Annotated in this window: 20 protein-coding genes and 1 tRNA gene; 4 read left to right on the top strand and 17 right to left on the bottom strand. The window is 32.3% G+C overall.

The window, feature by feature from the left end; genetic code table 11:
* Positions 1-67 precede the first annotated feature (67 nt).
* From KAR88_RS03410 to hemH, 4 genes are all read left to right on the top strand, one after another.
* Positions 68-1,147: a DegT/DnrJ/EryC1/StrS aminotransferase family protein gene (locus KAR88_RS03410; protein WP_002829732.1), complete on the top strand. Its 1,080-nt coding sequence runs from the start codon at positions 68-70 to the stop codon at positions 1,145-1,147.
* Positions 1,144-2,256 (top strand): cobalamin-independent methionine synthase II family protein, encoded by a 1,113-nt coding sequence (locus KAR88_RS03405; RefSeq protein ID WP_002829734.1) that lies wholly within the window; start codon positions 1,144-1,146, stop codon positions 2,254-2,256. The genes KAR88_RS03410 and KAR88_RS03405 overlap by 4 nt, the downstream gene beginning before the upstream one ends.
* The gene (locus KAR88_RS03400; protein WP_002812537.1) at positions 2,253-3,107 is read left to right on the top strand and encodes a Gfo/Idh/MocA family oxidoreductase; all 855 of its coding nucleotides are present in this window, start codon (positions 2,253-2,255) and stop codon (positions 3,105-3,107) included. Before KAR88_RS03405 ends, KAR88_RS03400 begins: the two co-directional genes overlap by 4 nt.
* A gap of 119 nt (positions 3,108-3,226) precedes the next feature.
* Positions 3,227-4,138 carry a ferrochelatase gene (gene hemH / locus KAR88_RS03395; RefSeq protein WP_002823718.1) on the top strand — a complete coding sequence of 304 codons (912 nt, stop codon included), beginning with the start codon at positions 3,227-3,229 and terminating at the stop codon, positions 4,136-4,138.
* A 59-nt stretch (positions 4,139-4,197) separates the two neighbouring features.
* Here hemH and KAR88_RS03390 read toward each other — a convergent pair whose 3' ends face one another.
* From KAR88_RS03390 to KAR88_RS03310, 17 genes are all read right to left on the bottom strand, one after another.
* Positions 4,198-5,433, bottom strand: a complete 1,236-nt coding sequence (locus KAR88_RS03390; protein ID WP_002780812.1) for an ammonium transporter — start codon at positions 5,431-5,433, stop codon at positions 4,198-4,200.
* A gap of 303 nt (positions 5,434-5,736) precedes the next feature.
* Positions 5,737-6,735, bottom strand: a complete 999-nt coding sequence (gene mnmH / locus KAR88_RS03385; RefSeq protein ID WP_002780810.1) for a tRNA 2-selenouridine(34) synthase MnmH — start codon at positions 6,733-6,735, stop codon at positions 5,737-5,739.
* Positions 6,725-7,210, bottom strand: coding sequence for an HIT domain-containing protein (locus KAR88_RS03380; RefSeq protein ID WP_002779479.1), 486 nt, complete (start codon positions 7,208-7,210; stop codon positions 6,725-6,727). Before KAR88_RS03380 ends, mnmH begins: the two co-directional genes overlap by 11 nt.
* A gap of 10 nt (positions 7,211-7,220) precedes the next feature.
* Positions 7,221-7,997, bottom strand: a complete 777-nt coding sequence (trpC, locus tag KAR88_RS03375) for an indole-3-glycerol phosphate synthase TrpC (RefSeq protein WP_002780808.1) — start codon at positions 7,995-7,997, stop codon at positions 7,221-7,223.
* Positions 7,994-9,271, bottom strand: a complete 1,278-nt coding sequence (locus tag KAR88_RS03370; RefSeq protein WP_002779477.1) for a hypothetical protein — start codon at positions 9,269-9,271, stop codon at positions 7,994-7,996. Before KAR88_RS03370 ends, trpC begins: the two co-directional genes overlap by 4 nt.
* A complete protein-coding gene (locus tag KAR88_RS03365) occupies positions 9,244-9,618 on the bottom strand; it encodes a YkgJ family cysteine cluster protein (protein ID WP_002779476.1) in 375 nt (124 codons plus the stop codon). Before KAR88_RS03365 ends, KAR88_RS03370 begins: the two co-directional genes overlap by 28 nt.
* Positions 9,608-10,309 carry a methyltransferase gene (locus tag KAR88_RS03360; RefSeq protein ID WP_002779475.1) on the bottom strand — a complete coding sequence of 234 codons (702 nt, stop codon included), beginning with the start codon at positions 10,307-10,309 and terminating at the stop codon, positions 9,608-9,610. The genes KAR88_RS03365 and KAR88_RS03360 overlap by 11 nt, the downstream gene beginning before the upstream one ends.
* Positions 10,310-10,311: 2 nt before the next feature.
* Positions 10,312-10,464 (bottom strand): hypothetical protein, encoded by a 153-nt coding sequence (locus tag KAR88_RS03355; protein WP_002779473.1) that lies wholly within the window; start codon positions 10,462-10,464, stop codon positions 10,312-10,314.
* A 50-nt stretch (positions 10,465-10,514) separates the two neighbouring features.
* Positions 10,515-10,591 (bottom strand) — tRNA-Arg (locus KAR88_RS03350).
* A gap of 28 nt (positions 10,592-10,619) precedes the next feature.
* Positions 10,620-12,695: an elongation factor G gene (gene fusA / locus KAR88_RS03345; RefSeq protein ID WP_002780804.1), complete on the bottom strand. Its 2,076-nt coding sequence runs from the start codon at positions 12,693-12,695 to the stop codon at positions 10,620-10,622.
* A gap of 12 nt (positions 12,696-12,707) precedes the next feature.
* A complete protein-coding gene (gene rpsG, locus KAR88_RS03340; protein WP_002782933.1) occupies positions 12,708-13,178 on the bottom strand; it encodes a 30S ribosomal protein S7 in 471 nt (156 codons plus the stop codon).
* A gap of 69 nt (positions 13,179-13,247) precedes the next feature.
* Positions 13,248-13,634 carry a 30S ribosomal protein S12 gene (rpsL, locus tag KAR88_RS03335; protein ID WP_002782934.1) on the bottom strand — a complete coding sequence of 129 codons (387 nt, stop codon included), beginning with the start codon at positions 13,632-13,634 and terminating at the stop codon, positions 13,248-13,250.
* 139 nt (positions 13,635-13,773) lie between these two features.
* A complete protein-coding gene (aldA, locus tag KAR88_RS03330) occupies positions 13,774-15,213 on the bottom strand; it encodes an aldehyde dehydrogenase (protein ID WP_002779469.1) in 1,440 nt (479 codons plus the stop codon).
* A gap of 13 nt (positions 15,214-15,226) precedes the next feature.
* Positions 15,227-15,544: an L-rhamnose mutarotase gene (locus tag KAR88_RS03325; RefSeq protein ID WP_002779468.1), complete on the bottom strand. Its 318-nt coding sequence runs from the start codon at positions 15,542-15,544 to the stop codon at positions 15,227-15,229.
* Positions 15,520-16,314 (bottom strand): amidohydrolase family protein, encoded by a 795-nt coding sequence (locus KAR88_RS03320; RefSeq protein ID WP_002779467.1) that lies wholly within the window; start codon positions 16,312-16,314, stop codon positions 15,520-15,522. The genes KAR88_RS03325 and KAR88_RS03320 overlap by 25 nt, the downstream gene beginning before the upstream one ends.
* A gap of 1 nt (position 16,315) precedes the next feature.
* Positions 16,316-17,557 carry an L-fucose:H+ symporter permease gene (gene fucP, locus KAR88_RS03315; protein ID WP_002779466.1) on the bottom strand — a complete coding sequence of 414 codons (1,242 nt, stop codon included), beginning with the start codon at positions 17,555-17,557 and terminating at the stop codon, positions 16,316-16,318.
* Positions 17,558-17,567: 10 nt separating this feature from the next.
* Positions 17,568-18,356, bottom strand: coding sequence for an SDR family oxidoreductase (locus KAR88_RS03310; protein ID WP_002829741.1), 789 nt, complete (start codon positions 18,354-18,356; stop codon positions 17,568-17,570).
* Between the last annotated feature and the right edge of the window lie 8 nt (positions 18,357-18,364).

Genomic DNA, 18,364 nt, shown 5'->3' with positions numbered 1-18,364 from the left:
TTAAATTAAGTAAAACTAAAATACAATAAGCCTTTTTAATTAATTTCTTTAATTTTCAAGGTTTTTTATGAATTTTATCAATCTTCAAGCTCAATATCTTAAATATAAAGAAGAAATCGATTCTGAAATCGCAAGTGTTTTATCAAGCTCCTCTTTTATAGGGGGTGCAAAATTAAATGAATTTGAAACAAATTTAGCCCAATACACTCATGTACAACACGCCATAGGATGCTCAAGTGGCACAAGTGCTTTATATCTTGCTTTAAGGGCTTTAGATATCAAACAAGAAGATGAAGTCATAGTGCCTAGCTTTACTTTTATAGCTACTGCTGAAATGGTAGCACTACTAGGAGCTAAGCCTGTATTTGTAGATATAAATTTAGATAATTTTAATATCGATTTTGAACTCCTAAAAAACGCTATCAGCCCTAAAACAAAAGCAATTATTGCTGTGAGTATGTTTGGTCAAATGAGCAACTTACAAGAATTAAACACCTTTTGCGAAAGTAAAAATATAAGCTTGATTGAAGATGGCGCACAAAGTTTTGGAGCAAGCTTTAAGAGTGAAAAATCTTGCTCTATTGCCAAAATTTCATGCACTAGCTTTTTCCCTTCTAAGCCCTTAGGAGCTTATGGCGATGGCGGAGCGATTTTTTGCAATGATGAGAGCATAGCTAAAAATTTAAGAATTTTACTCAACCACGGACAAACTGATCGTTATAAACATGAATTTATAGGGATAAATGCTCGTCTTGATACTCTTCAAGCAGCCATTTTAAATGTAAAATTAAAACACCTAGATGAAGAAATTAACAAAAGACAAGAAATAGCAAAATTCTACAACGAAAATTTGACAAATTGCCAAATTCCAAAGATTGATGAAAACGCCATCAGTGCTTATGCGCAATATAGCGTTTTAGTAGAGGATAGAGCTAGAGTTTTAAAAGCTTTTGAAAAAGCAAACATTCCTTATGCTATCCATTATCCTACACCACTTCACAAGCAACCTTGCTTCAGTGAATTTTCGCATTTAAAATTAGAAAAATCAGAATTTGCGAGTAAGCATATTTTATCCTTGCCATTTTCAGCATTTTTAAGTCAAAGTGAGCAAGAAAGTGTAATTAAAGTGTTTAAGGAAGGACTATGAAATTAGATCAAGTGGGATCTTTTTTAAGACCTAAAATTTTAAAAGAAGCTAGAGAAAATTTTGCCTTGGGAAAAATCGATGAAGAACAACTTCGCAGCATTGAAGATTCTTGCATAAGAGATCTTTTAGAAGAGTGCGATAAGGCGGGAATTTATTATTTAAGTGATGGGGAATTACGCCGTTCTTGGTGGCATCTTGATTTTTACTGGGGTTTTGGCGGCATTAAAAAAATCAAAAAAGAAAAGGGTTATATCTTTAAAGGGATAGAAACAAGGGCTGAGGGCATAGAAATTGAAAGTAAAATCGAGTGCAATAACCATCCTTTTTTAAAAGATTTTGAAAGATTAATGCAAATTGCAAAAGGTTTAAAAATAGATACAAATCGCTTAAAACTTACCATTCCAAGCCCTTCAATGCTTTTATATATGCTTTTTATCCGCGGGGGCAAAAACACAGAATTTAATTACTATGGTAAAGATTTTACAAAACTTAAAAATGATATTTTAAATGCTTATGAAAATTTTTACAAAGAATTTGCAGCTCTTGGTGGAGTATATTTGCAACTTGATGATACAAGCTTTGGTTCTTTATGTGATTATGAATTTTGCGCTTTAAATGAGATCAACGCAGATGATATTTGTGAAGAATATGTAGATTTTTTAAATGAGAGTTTAAAAACTATGCCAAAAAACATAATGAGTGCAATTCATATTTGTCGTGGAAACTACCGCAGTCGCTATGTAGCAAGTGGGGGCTATATGAAAGTCGCTAAGAAGCTTTTTGGAGAACTTAGAGTCGATAAATTCTTCTTAGAATTTGATGATGAAAGGGCTGGAAATTTTGAACCTTTAAAATACATCAACGATCAAATTGCGGTTTTAGGAATTCTTACTAGCAAAACCAATGAAAGTCCAAGCGTAGAAGAGTTAAAAGCAAGAGTAAAAATAGCAGCTCAATTTTTAAATCCAAAACAAATTGAAATCAGCACACAATGTGGCTTTAGCTCCACTGAAGAAGGAAATGAAATCTTCACTCATTCTCAATGGGAAAAAATCAAACTCTTAAAACAAGTTTTAAGCGAACTTGAAAATGAAGGATTTTTCTCTTGAAAGTAGGAATTGTAGGCCTTGGAAAAATGGGGCAAAACCATTTAAACGAGCTTAGTAAAAATAAAAATTTTAAAATCAACGCTTTGTTTGATATGGTTGAAAATAAAAATTTAAACGCGCCTTTTTTTACTAATTTGGATGAATTTTTAAATCAAGATAATGACATCATCATCATTGCAACACCGACAAATTCACATTTAGAAATAGCTAGAAAGGTTTTTTGTAAGTGTAAATGTGTATTAATCGAAAAGCCTTTAGCTCTGAATTTAAATGAAATAGATGAAATTTCAAATTTAGCTAAAAGCTATGGTGTAAAAGTGGGTGTGGGATTTTGTGAAAGATTTAATCCTGCAGTTTTGGCTCTAAAAAAAGAGCTTCAAAATGAAGAAATTATCAGCATCAATATACAAAGATTTTCCACCTATCCGCAAAGAATCAGTGATGTAGGAATTTTACAAGATTTGGCTGTGCATGATCTTGACTTACTTCATTTTTTAAGCGCAGAGAAAATTATAAACGCTAACATTTTAAAAAGCTTCAATAAAGACAAACAAAGAGAAGATGAAAGCATTATAACCTGCAAGTTAGAAAAAACGATCGCTTGTGTGCATCAAAGCTGGAACAGTACGCAAAGACTAAGAAAAATTACACTTGTGAGTAAAAATCATTTTTACGAGGCAAATTTAGCAGATTTTTCCCTAAGTAAAGATGGACAAAACTTAGAACTGATGACACAAACACCCCTTTTTGGCGAACATATGGCTTTATATGATTTGCTTTTAAATAAGGAAAATTACCTAGCAAATATACAAAATGCTTATGCTGTGCAAGAAATTTTAGAAAAATTTTAATTTTTCTAAAATAATGCAATAAACTCCAAATAACTTGAGTTTCAATAAAACACTTAGATAAAAATTTATTGATTTTAAATCCATACTGAAGTAAAATAAAATTAAAAAAAGGTTTTTAGATGAAATTAGTTTTATTTTTAAATATGGGCGGAGCCACAAATTTACAAGATTGTGAAACTTTTTTAAAAAATATGTTTAATGATCCTTATATTTTGGGTATTAAAAATAAATTTATAAGAAGATTTGTGGCGTGGATTATTACGAAATCTCGCGTAAAAGCTATGAGAGAAAATTATAAACAAATGGGTGGAAAATCTCCACTCAATGAACTTACTCAAAGTTTGTGCGAAAAGCTTAATGCAAAAACAAAAGACTTTAAATTTGATTTTGTCAATCTTTATGTGCCGCCTTTTGCCAATGAAGTTTTGCAAAAATACACTTTAAGTGAAAATGATGAAATCATTCTTTTTCCACTTTATCCACACCACTCAAGCACCACAGTTACTTCATCGCTTGAAGTTTTGCAAAATGAAATTTTAAAACAAAAAATCAAGGCAAAAATAAAGATTGTAGATATTTTTTACGAAGATGAGCTTTATAATGAGACGATTGTTTCTCATATTTTGACCAAAAAAAGTGAGTTTGATGCTAAAACTTTAATTTTTTCAGCACATTCTTTACCGCAAAGCATTATTGACAAGGGCGATTTATATGAAAAACATGTCAATCATCATGTAGAACTTTTAAAAGAAAGATTAAAAGATCATTTTGATGAGATTATCTTAGCTTACCAATCAAAACTAGGACCAGTAAAATGGCTTGAACCAAATACAAGCGATATTTTGGCAAATTTAGATAACAAAGCTTTGATTTATCCTATTTCTTTTTGCATAGATTGTTCTGAAACGATTTTTGAGCTAGGTATGGAGTATAAACATTTAGCAAAGTGCGATTATGATTTAATCACTTGCCCAAATGATAGTGATGAATTTATCCACTTTATTTTAAAGTATTTGTCTGATTTTAATTAAGAATGATTTTGAAGTCCTTGTTTATGATTACAAGGACTTTTTAGTAAAAATTTAGCCAACTAAGCTAAAGTATAAGCTTTTTCTCCGTGCAAACTCACATCTAAGCCTTTTTGCTCTACTTCTTCTTTTACTCTTAAGTCTGTAAAACAAGAGATAATCTTAAAAATAACAAAGCTTATAAGAGCTGACAAAACCACACAAATCACAATAGCAAAAATTTGCTCTTTTAAAAGCTCTAGGCTTCCACTGATAAAAAATCCCTCGCCAAGTGCATTTTGGGCAATCACATTAGGATTTACTTTAGCACTTGCAAAAAGCCCTGTGGCAATTCCTCCCCAAATACCTCCGATTCCATGCAAAGAAAAGGCATCTAAAGAATCATCCCATTTAAGTTTGTATTTGATAAAACTTAAACCAAAATAACAAAACACAGAAGACAAAGTCCCTATAACAAGAGAAGCATAAATATCTACATAACCGCAAGCTGGAGTAATTCCCACAAGCCCTGCTACAAGCCCACTAAGTCCACCTAAAATAGTCGGTTTTTTATGGATGAGCCACTCAAGTACCACCCAAGATAAAAAGCCACAAGCTGCTGATATAATACTTACTATAAAAGCATTGATAGCAATATCATTCATTTCGCCAGCACTTCCAGCATTAAAACCTAACCATCCTATAAAAAGCAAAATCGCACCCAAGAAAGCATAAGGAATAGAATGCGCGTTTTTATCCTCATCATCACTTTTTCTAGCGCCTACCATCAAAGCTCCTACAAGTCCGGCAACCCCAGAGCTGATATGCACAACACCGCCCCCAGCAAAATCAAGACTTCCTCTTTTAAGCAAAAATCCCTCACTGCTCCAAATCATATGCGCTAACACATCATAAACTAAAGTACTCCAAAAAAGTAGAAATATCACCAAAACACCCAGTTTGATTCTTCCCACCAAAGAGCCTGTTATAATAGCAGATGCAATAAGTGCAAACATCATTTGAAAAATCACAAAAAGAATATTTGGAACGCCTGAAGCGTTGTATCCGCTAATACCCTCTAAGAGGAAATTCTCGAAATTTCCTACAAGCCCAAGTCCTTCATCTTTACCAAAAGAAAGACTAAATCCAAGCACTACCCATTGTAAAGTAATAACACCAAAAACAATAAAGCAATTCATTATGGTATTAAGAGTATTTTTACTTCTTACCATACCTGAATAAAACATTGCCAAAGCTGGAGTCATAAGCAAAACTAGCAAAGTACACAACACAATAAAACTTGAATTTATCGCATTCATTTACCTATCCTTTCTTACAAAATTTAATTGCGAGATAATTATATTTAAAATGATTTAAAAAAATATAAATTTAAGAAATATTTTATATATTTTTTTTATCAAAGTTTATTTTTTTATATGAAATTACTATAAATAGGGATTTTAAAAAATATTTCACTTCTCTATAATTCAAATTTACTAGCATTAAAATAAAAATTTAGGGCTAAACTAAAACAATAAAAAAGAATTCTTGCAAGATAATAAAGAAAATTTTGATGATTTGGTAAAAGTTTTTTTTAAATTAAAAGTAGAAATTATCTAGTATTAAAAAAGCAATTGCGTTTTAAAATAGCCTAAAAGCTCTTCTTTGGCTTTGAAGATATCATCAGTGTTTAGCTCAAAATCTATTTTTTGTGGCTTTTTATAACTCTTATCATAATAAGCCAAAAGCAAAGCAATAAGCCTTTGCCATTCTCTTTGCTCATAACTTTTTAGCAAATCCTGACGAAAATTTACACTGATATAAGGACTGATCTTAGCAAGACATTCTTTAAATTTTAAAGGAGTCATTTTTTCTTGATAGATCTTTTGTATCCTGTCTATGCGCTTTTCTAAAGAACAAAAACAATGAATTTTAAATGCTTTTTGCATTTTTTCATAAAGCTTTAAAGGTAAAACTATTTCACCTATTTTACGACTTTCGCTCTCTATAAAGATAAAATCTTTTAAAGAGTTTAAAGTATAAAAAAGGTTTGCTTCAAAAGCTTTTTGCGTAGGCTGAGCACCTAAAATATCACCAAAAGATGATCCTAGATGATTTGCCATTTTTTCTAAATTTAAATGATGGGGCAAAAGCTCCAAAAGTTCTGTCTTTCCACAGCCTGTATTACCACAAAGAGCAAAAAAATCTAAATTTATTTCATTATCAAAATAATGCGCCAAAAAACTTCTATAAGCTTTAAAGCCACCCTTTAAACGCACCACTCTATAGCCCAATTCGCTCAAAATCACTGCAATAGATTTTGAACGCAAACCCCCACGAGAGCAGTAAATTCCGATCTTATCTCCTATACGGAATTTGTGGGCAAGCTCTAAGATATGCTTTGACATATTTTGACAAATATAACTCGCACCCCTAGCCTTAGCCAAAGCTTGATTTTTTTTATAAATTGTTCCTATTTCTTGATATTCTTCATCATTTAAAGCATAAAAATTCAACGCCCCTATCAAATGAGAATGTAAAAATTCCCTAGGGCTTCTTGCATCGATTAAAAGAGAGAAATTTTCTTTTTGAAATTCTGCAAAATCTACTTCATTTAACATTTTTAAACGCCAAAACAAGTTTTTGATAAACTTGTTCTATATTGGTACCACAAACCCTAGTCTCTCCTATAGTGGTGATAAAATTAGTATCCCCTGCCCAACGCGGCACTAGGTGATAATGACAATGAGGAGCTATCCCAGCACCCGCATCTTTACTTAAATTCATACCGATATTTACCCCACCTGCATGGAGTTCACTTTTTAAAATTCTTACCCCTAGACGCACAAATTGACTTATCTCTTGCCAAGCTTCATCACTTAAATTTTCTATATGCTCTTCATGCAAATAAGGTATTATCATAAAATGCCCTGCAGAATAAGGATAGCGGTTCATCACGCCAAAACAATACTTAGCTCTAAAAATCACTCCTAATTCTTCGTCGCTTTTGATTTTATTAGCACAATCACAAAAAGGGCACTCGCTCTTTTCTTTTTCAAAATACTCACTTCGCCATGGTGCATACAAATACTGCATTTTTATCCTTTTAAAGCAAGGCTTTCAAAGCCTCTCCTTCATCGTTTTGACGCATAAAATATTCTCCGATTAAAAAAGCATCAACGCCTAAATTTTGCAAATGCCTTAAAAAATCTTTATCCTCTAAACCACTTTCTGCGATAATAATTTTTGAATTTGGAATTTGTGGGATGAGTTTTTCGCATAAATTCATATCCATAGAAAAATCATCCAAATTGCGATGATTTATGCCTATAATATCAGCTCCTGAAAAAATCGCTTTGCTCAAATCTTCTTTATCGTGAATTTCCACCAAGGCTTCAAGTCCCAAATGTCTTGTAAATTCAAGCAATCTTTTAAGCTCTTTCATACTTAACATTCTAGCGATAAGCAAAACAAAATCCGCCCCATAAACCAAAGCTTCTAAAATTTGATACTCATCAAAAATAAAATCCTTTCGCAACAAAGGAGCGTGCGTATAACGGCGTATCATGCTAAGGTATTCTAAACTCCCTTGAAAAAAATGCGGTTCTGTTAAAACTGAAATAGCAGCAGCTCCATTTTTTTCGTATTTTAAAGCTATATCTAAAGGATCAAAATTTTCCCTTATAACCCCTTTACTTGGACTAGCTTTTTTAACCTCTGCGATAATTCTTACTTCATTTTCTATTCTTTTTAAAGCAGCTTTAACATCTTTAGGAAAAAAAGGATTCGATGCTAAAGATCGTCCCAACATATCATAAGGCAGTTGCGCCTTACGCTCTTTTAAATCTTCTTTAGTTTTTTCAAAAATTTTATCTAAAATCATGGTTTAATACACGCCTTTATTGCTTTTGCATGAGCCTTGCTCTCATCAGAATTTGCAAATTCTTTATCCTCTAAAGTTTGCTTCAAAATTTCCCAAGCCTTTTTACAATCACCTTGTTTATAATACCCCCACGCTAAAGAATCCAAATAGTATAAATTTTGAGGCTCTTTTTTTAAGGCAAGTTCAACCAATTTCATACCTTTTTTAAGATCTAAATCATAATCTATCAATAAATACCCATAATAATTCAAATACAAAGCATCACTATTTTCATCAATCGCATTAGAAAATTTTTCGCTCACAAGAGCAACAACCTGCGGAGTGATTTTTTTATTCAAATTTGCTTCTTCAAATTCAAACACTGCTGCACGCAAAAGATATTCTTTCTCTTGAGTGCGTTTATAAATTTGCATACTAAGATCTTTAGCCTTGTTGTATAATTTTAACCTTTGATATAAATAAAGCTTCATATCATCATCTGCATTATATTTTAAAGCAAAATGCAATGCTTCTTTGTCTTTGTTTTGAGAACTTAAAAGCTCGATAAGAGCTAGGATAAAGCTTTTGTTTTTTGTAATATTATAAAGCTCTATATAAATTTCTTGTAAAGCTTTGCTATTGCCCTTATCATTATAAATCTTTGCTAGTAAAATGCAAGTTTTAAGAGTGCAACCATTAATATTTTTTGAATTTTCTAGTATATTTTTAATGCTTGAAGTATCATTTAATATAGCATAAACACCCACGAGCTTAAACAAAATCTCCTCGTTTTGAACTTGATTATAGGCTAGTTGATAATATTTTATGGCATCTTTTAAATTATTTTGGCGTATTAATACATCTCCATAAAGCTCTAAATTTCTTGGATCATCACTTTTTTTCTTTAAAAGCCCTTGGATAAGCTCTTGAGCTTCTTTAAGATTATAAGAATTTAAGGCATAAAGTGCACTAAGACGCTTAAGATTATCACTCTTATCAAGATAAGGCTTGGCTATATTATTTATCTCTTCTTTTTTATCAAGGTTGTTTGCTAGAGTTAGCAAAAATGCATTTTCTAAAAAATTAGTAATATTATAATCTCTAAAAAGTGCCAAAAACTCATCCCTAGCTTCTTCATATTGATTAAAATATTCATAATTATAAGCTTTCATGATCCTTAAATCAAATTCATTGCTCTTTTGCTGCTTATAATCGGGGTAAGCTATAATCGTTTTTGAAGCCCCACACGCAGTTAAAAAAAAGCCTATTAAGACAAATAACAAATTCCTATACATTCTTTTTTTAGCTCCTCTTGATGTGTTTTAAAATATTCCCAAAAAGGAAAGGTGCGGCATTGCTTCGGACGAAAATCATAAATAGAGCAATTTCTTTTTTCCTTATCGAAAAAAATACATGCAAATCCATCTTCAAATTCAACTTCCTTAAAACTCATTCTAAAGCCTACCTTTTTTAAATATTTCAAAGCAAATTCTTTTTCATCTAATTGCAAATGCTCTCTCAAAGCCTTTAACTCTTCCTTGTTTGCAAAAATATTTCCACTTTCTCCTGTGCAACATTTTCCACCGCATTCTTGACAAGCATTTTCATTAAATCCATAAGAAAAATCTTTATTAAATATCATAACTTTCCAACCTAAATCTAGAGTGAATCTCTTGCATTTGCTCACTCAAATTCTCATTTTTATAGATAAAAAAAGGGGGTAAAATCTCACAAGGCGATTTTACACTTTTTCTAGCTTGCACCAAGACAAGTCTTGCTGAAATATTTTGATGAGTATGTACAAAACGAATTTTAGTTAATTTTAGCTTTTTACTCTCTAAAACAAGGCAAATTTTATCTAAAGCCAAGGCTTCGTAACAAAAATACAATACCCCCATAGGTTTTAACAAAGCATTGGATCTAACAATAAATTCATTTAAAGTCAAATATTTTTGAAATTTACTTATATTTTTATGCGTATTTTTACCCTCATGCGCCCCATCTCTATAAAAAGGTGGATTACAAACTATAAAATCAAATTTTTTATCATTTTGAAAATTTCTAAAATCTTCATGCAATACTCCAGCTTGTATATTATTTTGTTTTAGATTACGATGAATGAGTTCTATATTTTCTTGTTGTATATCAAGCAAAGATAAATCTAAATTAGAAACAAATTTTTTAAGTAAAATTCCTATAATACCACATCCCGAACCTACTTCCAAGACTTGATTTTTAATACCCATTTCTAAAACAAAATCAGCTAAAAGTAAAGAATCGCTGTTGTAACGATAACCATCACTCAATTGGGCTAATTTAATACTATCTTGCATTTTCAATGGGTTGGAATTTTAATTCTTTTTAAAGGAGTATTTTCTTTGCTTGTGTTTTGTTCTTGTTTTAAAGCATTATTTTGACTTGCAAAATCTATAAAATTTTGAGCAAAAAGTAAGGAAGATAATGATATTGTGAAAAAAAATTTCAACATAATTTTCCTTGAAATTTATATTCTATTTAAGTTTATTTAAAAAATTTAAATGGTGTCCACGGCGAGATTCGAACTCACGGCCTCAAAATTAGGAATTTTGCGCTCTATCCTGCTGAGCTACGAGGACAGAAAGCGGGAAAAATCCCGCTAAAAATTTAACCGTTTCTTTTTTTGATGATTTCATCCGCAACATTTTTAGGAACTTCATCATAATGATCAAATTCCATAGAATAAGTCGCACGACCTTGAGTTTGACTTCTAAGATCAGTAGAATAACCAAACATTTCAGCCAAAGGACAAAATGCTGTGATGATTTTATTTCCACCACGCTCATCCATGCTATTTACTTGACCACGGCGTTTGTTAAGATCTCCAATAACATCGCCCATGTAATCTTCAGGAGTTTCTACTTCAACTTTCATCATAGGCTCTAAGATCACAGCACCTGCTTTTCTAGCACCTTCTTTAAAGCCCATAGAAGCAGCAAGTTTAAACGCCATCTCAGATGAATCCACCTCGTGATAACTTCCATCATAAACAGTTACTTTAACATCTTCCACAGGATAACCTGCTAAAACACCATTTTGCAATGCTTCTTGAACACCTTTATCAACCGCAGGAATATATTCTTTTGGAATTACCCCACCTTTGATATCATTAACAAACTCATATCCACTACCTGGCTCAAGTGGCTCAAGGCGTAAGAATACATGTCCGTATTGACCACGACCGCCTGATTGCTTAGCGTATTTGTATTCTTGTTCAACAGTTTTTCTAATGGTTTCGCGGTAAGCAACTTGAGGTTGTCCCACTTCAGCTTCCACTTTAAATTCACGAAGCATACGATCAACAATAATTTCAAGGTGTAATTCACCCATACCTGAAATGATAGTTTGACCACTTTCTTCATCCGTAGAAACTCTAAAGCTTGGATCTTCTTGAGCTAGTTTATTTAGCGCAATAGACATTTTTTCTTGATCTGCTTTAGTTTTTGGTTCTACTGCAACAGAAATAACAGGATCTGGGAAATCCATTCTTTCAAGAATTACCTTATCTTTTTCACTTGCAAGAGTATCCCCTGTTAAAGTATCTTTAAGTCCTACAACTGCACCGATTTCTCCTGCGTAAAGAACTTTAATTTCTTCTCTTTTATTAGAGTGCATTTTTAACAAACGACCAATTCTTTCTTTTTTATCTTTGGTTGAGTTATAAGCATAAGAACCGCTTTCTAAACATCCACGATAAACACGCACGAAAGTAAGTTGTCCTACAAATGGATCTGTCATAATTTTAAATGCAAGTCCTGCAAATTCGCCATCATCGGTTGATTTTACAGAAACTTCTGTGCCGTCTTCATATTCTCCTTTGATATTAGCAACTTCATCTGGAGCTGGCAAATAAGCCACAACAGCATCAAGTAAAGGTTGAACACCCTTATTTTTAAATGCAGTTCCACAAAGCATAGGAACAATAGAAAGACTTAAACACCCTGCTTTAATCCCTGTTTTAATCTCTTCAAGGCTTAATTCTTCTCCGCCTAAATATTTTTCCATCAACTCATCTGAAGTTTCTGAAACCGCTTCTATCATTTTAGTGCGATATTCTTCTGCTTTTTCTTTAAGCTCAGCAGGAATTTCTTTTTCTACATAATCTGTTGGCTTAGTATCATCTTCCCAAACTAAAGCTTTCATAGTTACAAGATCGATAACACCTTTGAAATTATCTTCAGCGCCGATTGGAATTTGAAGTGGAACTGGATTAGCTTTTAAGCGATTACGAATTTGATCTTCTACATTATAGAAGTTTGCGCCGATTCTATCCATTTTATTTACAAAAACTATTCTTGGAACACCATATTTATTTGCTTGTCTCCAAACAGTTTCGCTTTGAGGTTGCACCCCACCTACTGAACAAAATACTGCAACAGCACCATCAAGAACACGCATAGATCTTTCAACTTCTATGGTGAAATCCACGTGGCCTGGAGTGTCAATAAGATTGATTTGATGATCTTTCCAAAAACAAGTTGTAGCCGCAGAAGTGATAGTAATCCCACGCTCTTTTTCTTGTTCCATCCAGTCCATAGTTGCAGCACCATCATGCACTTCGCCTATTTTATGACTCATACCTGTAAAGAAAAGAATTCTCTCACTTGTAGTTGTTTTTCCCGCATCAATATGTGCAGCAATACCGATATTTCTAACCCTTTTTAAAGGAGTACTTCTAGACATTTTTTCTCCTTCTTACCAACGATAGTGAGCAAATGCTTTATTTGCTTCAGCCATTTTGTAAGTATCTTCTTTTTTCTTAAATGAAGCACCTTTGCTATTTGCCGCATCTAAAAGTTCAGCTGCAAGTTTATCTATCATAGTTCTTTCACTTCTTTTTCTAGCAAAAGAAATAATCCAACGAATTGCTAAAGCTTGTTGTCTAGCAGGACGAACCTCTACTGGAACTTGATAAGTCGCCCCACCTACGCGGCGAGATTTTACCTCTAGCAAAGGTTTAATATTTTCAATCGCATCATTAAAGATATCAATACCTTTTTTTTCTCCACCTTTTTTATCGATAAGTTCTAAAGCACCATACATAATCGTAGTAGCTGTGCTTTTTTTACCATCATACATTAAAGAATTAATAAATTTTGTGATTACTTTGTTACCATAAATCGGATCAGGCAAGACTTCTCTTACCGGAGCTTTTCTTCTTCTCATTATTTTTCCTTCAAATTTTAAATTTTACTCAAACAAAATCAAATCTAACGGATTTGTCTGTATGAATGATTATTTTGCAGCGCCTGCTTTAGGGCGTTTAGCACCATATTTAGAACGAGAAACTGTTCTTTTTGCAACACCTGCTGTATCAAGAGCACCACGAACGATGTGATATTTAACCCCTGGTAAGTCTTTTACCCTACCACCACGCACTAAAACAATGCTGTGTTCTTGCAAGTTATGACCTTCACCGCCGATATAGCTGATCACTTCAAAGCCACTAGTAAGTCTTACTTTGGCAACTTTTCTTAACGCTGAGTTTGGTTTTTTAGGTGTTGTAGTATAAACCCTAGTGCAAACTCCCCTTCTTTGTGGACAATTTTTAAGCGCTGGAGATTTAGATTTTTCTAAAACTTTTTTGCGCTCTTTTCTAACCAATTGATTTATGGTAGGCACAATAATTCCTTTCTTTAAAAAATATAATAAACTTTAGATGATATCTAAATTTTACTTACAAAAATATAAACTAGAGATGTTTTAGTAGTGACTAAAATTAAAAATCCTATCCCATCTAAAACTAGATGAGATAATAAAATTATTGTTTATTAGTATTATACTGCAAATATACCACATGGGTAGCTAAATATTCTTCAAGACCATGTTTTCCATCAGCTCCGCCTATGCCACTTTTTCTAAAGCCTGCATGAAAACCTTGCATAGCCTCAAAATTTTCACGATTAATATAAGTTTCACCAAATTTAATTTCTCTGCTAGCTCTCATTGCTATATCTAAATTTTGTGTATAAATAGAACTTGTAAGACCATATTCACAATCATTTGCCATATCAATAGCTTCATCAAGTGTATCAAATTTAGCAATAGGTAAAATCGGAGCAAAAATTTCTTTTTGCATGATCTCATCTTCGTGTTTAACATTAGTAAGAACGCTTGCGGGAAAATAATACCCACTTGTATCAGTGATTTTTCCACCGCATTCTACAATCGCTCCTTTAGCTGTAGCTCTTTGAAGCATTGCCAAAGCATTATCAACTCCTGCTTGATTGACCAATGGTCCCATATCAAAATCACCTTTTAAGGTATTTCCAACACTTACTTTACTCATGGCTTTTACAAATTTGTCTACAAATTCATCATAAATGCTTGTATGCACATAAGCTCTTTCAGCACAATTACAAACTTGTCCGTTATTGCAAATTCTACTTGCTTTAATCGCTTCTACTGCTAAATCAATATCCGCATCTTTGCACACTATAGCTGGCGCCTTTCCACCAAGTTCTAAAGAAACTTTGATAATATTTTTAGCTGCAGCTTCCATTACTCTAGTCCCTGCTTCAACACTTCCTGTAAGACTTACCATACCTATATTTTCATTGCTTGATAATTCATATCCTACTACACTGCCTTTACCTGCAACTAAGTTAAAAACACCTTTTGGTAAAGAACTTTGCGAAACAAGCTTTGCAAATTCAAAAGCATTGTTTGGAGTTTCACTGCTTGGCTTTATAACAATAGTATTTCCTGTTAGTAAAGCAGGTGCCATCTTCCTTGCGATTAAGAAAAATGGAAAATTCCAAGGTAAAATTCCACCAATTACCCCAATAGCACTTTTATATAAATATATATGCTCATTAGCCCTATCGCTTTGTATGATTTCACCCTCATATCTTCTAGCCCACTCGGCCGTATAATCCATATAATCTGCTGTAAAATTAATCTCTATGCTAGCCAAAACTCTGGTTTTTCCTTGCTCTTGCATTAAAACTTCGGTTAAGAAATTAGCATTTTTGCGTATTAAACTAGCTATTTCTTTTAAATGATTTGCTCTTTCAATCGCTGGTTTAGCCTCCCAAACTTTTTGTGCTTTTTTGGCTGCTTCAATCGCTCTTTTAGTATCTTCTAAAGAAGCGCTAGCTACTCTTGAAATCACTTCTTTGGTAGCCGGATTTAAAACTTCGATAAATTCTCCATTATGTGGGATAAACTTTCCATCAATATAATTTAAATAAGTTGTCATTTTTTCTCCTTTTTTAGTCTAAGTGAAATACTTCTTCCATATTTAGCCATTTTTGTCCTGCATAGCCTAAAGATATTTGACAAGGATCTGTTACTTTCCACCATTTTTGTGTGCTTTCATCTCTTGCCATTTTAGCCATGTCTGCTTCAAAATCAGCACCTACATATTCAAAATATGCAAATAAATATTCTCCGAACAAATAAATGGAATAATTTTGCATATTGCACTTCTTAATCATCTCGCAAACCCCTTCATAAGGCTTTGCGTGAAGATTTTTATATTCCTCTATTTTTTCCTTTTTTATCTTTATGATTTGGCCATATCTTTGCATCTATCCTCCTTGTAAATTGATAAAGCATTTTGATAAAATATCTTATTTAAGTTTTTGAAAATTTTACTTTCTATGATGAGTTTAGCCCACTTAGCTGGAGCTATTTTTGCCACAGGATAATTGCTACCAAATATGAATTTATCTTCACTAAAATTTTCTTTAAAAAAAGCAAAAAGCTCATAAATAAATTCCTTTGAGGTTTGTTCTGAAAAATCATCTGGAACCGAAAGCTTAATATATAAATTTGGAAATTTTTTCAAAAGATTTAAATCTTTTTTATACTCATTTAAACGATCTATTTTTGGACTTCCTAGATGATTTAAAACCACTTTTAAATTTGGATTTTTATTTAAAAATTTTTCTAAAAAACTGAGTTCTTCATTTTTCATACAAGCTTCAAAAGGTATATTGAAAGTTTTTAAAATTTCTATTTTTTCTTCAAAATCTGCTTCAAATAGTCTTTTAGCTTCTTTTTTACTCGTGTGCATTACTTCCCTAAAAGAGCTAAGTTCTTCTTTATATTTTAAATCCGCTAAACAAAGCAAAAGATTATGAAGCTTTTTTTGCTCTAAAGCAAATAAAGCTTCCTTTTCTAAATCATCGCTATTGGTTTCAACATACATAGCACCTAAAAATTCAAATCCTTCATATTCTTCTTTTGCTCTAAAAAAATCATAATTTTGCTCTAATTTTTCATTGCCTTTTAACCATGAAATAGGCATTTTATCCAAATCCCAAAGATGCAAATGTGCATCAAAAATCTTTTGCATTTTAAGCCTTTATCTTTGAGCCAACAAAACCATACCAAGCCACATATAAAAATAAAGGTGCCATTGCTAAATACCCCATACCTGTGCCATAATGATCATTAATAAAACCTATAATTAAAGGCATAATCGCTCCACCTACTATACTCATTACAAGCAAAGAACCGCCTAGTTTTACTTGATTTAAAGGCAAATTCTTTGTTGCAACTGCAAAAATAGTAGGAAAAGAGATAGACATAAAGAAAAATAAAGCAATTAAAAGAATAGTACTTAAAAAACCACTCGTAAAATACAAGCCAAAGCATATGAGTACATTAATTAAAGAATAAAGTCCTAAAATTTTCTCACCTTTAATCACTTTCATCAAAGGAGTAGAAACAATACGTCCTAGCATAAATGCAACCAAAGCTATAGAAAAATAATAAGCAGCTTGCGCATCTTTTAATCCTTCATTATGATCTACTACATAATTAATAAAAAACGCCCCTGCTGCAACTTGATTTGCTATATATGAAAATTGCGCTAAAAGTCCTAAATTAAAATGTCTGTGTTTAAAAACATGTATAGGCTTAGAATCATCTTTTTGTTTATAATCATCACTTACCGCACTTCCTTCTGGAAGCTTATTTAGAACAAAAGCAATTAAAATCAAAATAACAATAGCAGCAATTCCTACATAAACAAGCTGAACATTACCCATATTGGCTAGCAATGCAGCTTCGATTTGCTCCGCACTCGCACCCTCTTCTTGCTTGGTAATAGATAAAAATAAAGCTCCACCTATAATAGGTCCTACAAATTGTCCTAAACCATTAAAACTTTGTGCGGCATTGATTCTAAAACTTGCATTTTTTTCATCTCCAAGTTTTACCATGTAAGGATTTGCACTAGTTTCTAAAGAACCAATGCCACAAGCTAAAACAAAAAACGCAAATAAAAACAAATGAAAAGAAGCTAAATTTGTAGCAGGTATAATAAGCAAAGCCCCTACAGCATAAAGTGCTAAACCGAAAATAATCCCCATTTTATAAGAATACTTATTGGCTATATAACCCGCTGGCAAGGCTATGATAAAATAAGCTCCAAAATAAGCAAATTGTAAAAATCCACTTTCATGCTGGCTAATGTGAAGATGATTTTGAAAATTTTTATTCATTACATCGATAAGCCCATAACTTACTCCCCATAAAAAGAAAAGAGAAGTCACCAAAACAATAGCTATTTTTATATTCTTAGAATCAGTCATTTTTTACTCCTTAAATTTCATCCCAATTCAATGCTCTATCCAAATGAACATAACCTCCATCTGGCATTAAAATTTGTCCTGTAGTATGTGAAGCCAAAGGACTAAGTGTAAAAACTGCAGTATTTGCAATCTCTTCTATAGTGGTAAAACGATGTCCTAAAGGTATAGTTTTTGCGATTTTCTCATATTGCTCTTTAGGGTTAGGGAAATTTTGCAACCATTTTTCATAAAGAGGAGTCATAACTTCAGCTGGTGCTATGGCATTTACTCTAACACTATCTTTAGCAAAAGCACAAGCCCATTCCCTAGTAAAACCTATTTGAGCAGCTTTTGCCGAAGCATAAGCTGAAGTTCTTCCTTGTCCTGTGATACCTGTTTTACTCACTATATTTAAAATACTGCCTTGCTCTTTTTTAATATAAGGCAAACACTCTTTTGCCATAGCATAATAATGAAAAAGATTATTTTCATAAGATTTTATCAAATCTTGAGTACTTGTATTTTCAATATGCAAATTATCATTTGCACCTGCATTATTTACAAGGGCATAAATTCCACCATGTTTTGTAACAACTTTTTTTATAAGTTCTTCAATTTGTTCATAATTTTTTAGATCAATTTCATAAAATTCATAGCTTTTGCATAAATTTTTTAATTCTTCGTCGTGCTCTTTAGGCATAGATCTTGAAAAAACTACAGGAATTCCACCCTCCATAGCCCATAATTTAGCAATACCATAACCAATGCCTTTAGCACCACCTGTAATAATACAAACCTTATTTTTAATTTTTAAATCCATTTATTCTC

The sequence above is a fragment of the Campylobacter sp. JH23 genome (assembly GCF_017846595.1).
Lineage (GTDB): Bacteria > Campylobacterota > Campylobacteria > Campylobacterales > Campylobacteraceae > Campylobacter_D > Campylobacter_D coli.
The sequence above is the reverse complement of the archived record's forward strand: the minus strand, read 5'-3'. Positions and strand labels throughout refer to the sequence as shown.

Bases quoted from the DNA above. Each gene is read 5' to 3' on its own strand.
- KAR88_RS03410 (WP_002829732.1), top strand. From the start codon at position 68: ATGAATTTTATCAATCTTCAAGCTCAATATCTTAAATATAAAGAAGAA.
- KAR88_RS03405 (WP_002829734.1), top strand. From the start codon at position 1,144: ATGAAATTAGATCAAGTGGGATCTTTTTTAAGACCTAAAATTTTAAAA.
- hemH (WP_002823718.1), top strand. From the start codon at position 3,227: ATGAAATTAGTTTTATTTTTAAATATGGGCGGAGCCACAAATTTACAA.
- KAR88_RS03390 (WP_002780812.1), bottom strand. From the start codon at position 5,433: ATGAATGCGATAAATTCAAGTTTTATTGTGTTGTGTACTTTGCTAGTT.
- mnmH (WP_002780810.1), bottom strand. From the start codon at position 6,735: ATGTTAAATGAAGTAGATTTTGCAGAATTTCAAAAAGAAAATTTCTCT.
- KAR88_RS03380 (WP_002779479.1), bottom strand. From the start codon at position 7,210: ATGCAGTATTTGTATGCACCATGGCGAAGTGAGTATTTTGAAAAAGAA.
- trpC (WP_002780808.1), bottom strand. From the start codon at position 7,997: ATGATTTTAGATAAAATTTTTGAAAAAACTAAAGAAGATTTAAAAGAG.
- KAR88_RS03370 (WP_002779477.1), bottom strand. From the start codon at position 9,271: ATGTATAGGAATTTGTTATTTGTCTTAATAGGCTTTTTTTTAACTGCG.
- KAR88_RS03365 (WP_002779476.1), bottom strand. From the start codon at position 9,618: ATGATATTTAATAAAGATTTTTCTTATGGATTTAATGAAAATGCTTGT.
- KAR88_RS03360 (WP_002779475.1), bottom strand. From the start codon at position 10,309: ATGCAAGATAGTATTAAATTAGCCCAATTGAGTGATGGTTATCGTTAC.
- KAR88_RS03355 (WP_002779473.1), bottom strand. From the start codon at position 10,464: ATGTTGAAATTTTTTTTCACAATATCATTATCTTCCTTACTTTTTGCT.
- fusA (WP_002780804.1), bottom strand. From the start codon at position 12,695: ATGTCTAGAAGTACTCCTTTAAAAAGGGTTAGAAATATCGGTATTGCT.
- rpsG (WP_002782933.1), bottom strand. From the start codon at position 13,178: ATGAGAAGAAGAAAAGCTCCGGTAAGAGAAGTCTTGCCTGATCCGATT.
- aldA (WP_002779469.1), bottom strand. From the start codon at position 15,213: ATGACAACTTATTTAAATTATATTGATGGAAAGTTTATCCCACATAAT.
- KAR88_RS03325 (WP_002779468.1), bottom strand. From the start codon at position 15,544: ATGCAAAGATATGGCCAAATCATAAAGATAAAAAAGGAAAAAATAGAG.
- KAR88_RS03320 (WP_002779467.1), bottom strand. From the start codon at position 16,314: ATGCAAAAGATTTTTGATGCACATTTGCATCTTTGGGATTTGGATAAA.
- fucP (WP_002779466.1), bottom strand. From the start codon at position 17,557: ATGACTGATTCTAAGAATATAAAAATAGCTATTGTTTTGGTGACTTCT.
- KAR88_RS03310 (WP_002829741.1), bottom strand. From the start codon at position 18,356: ATGGATTTAAAAATTAAAAATAAGGTTTGTATTATTACAGGTGGTGCT.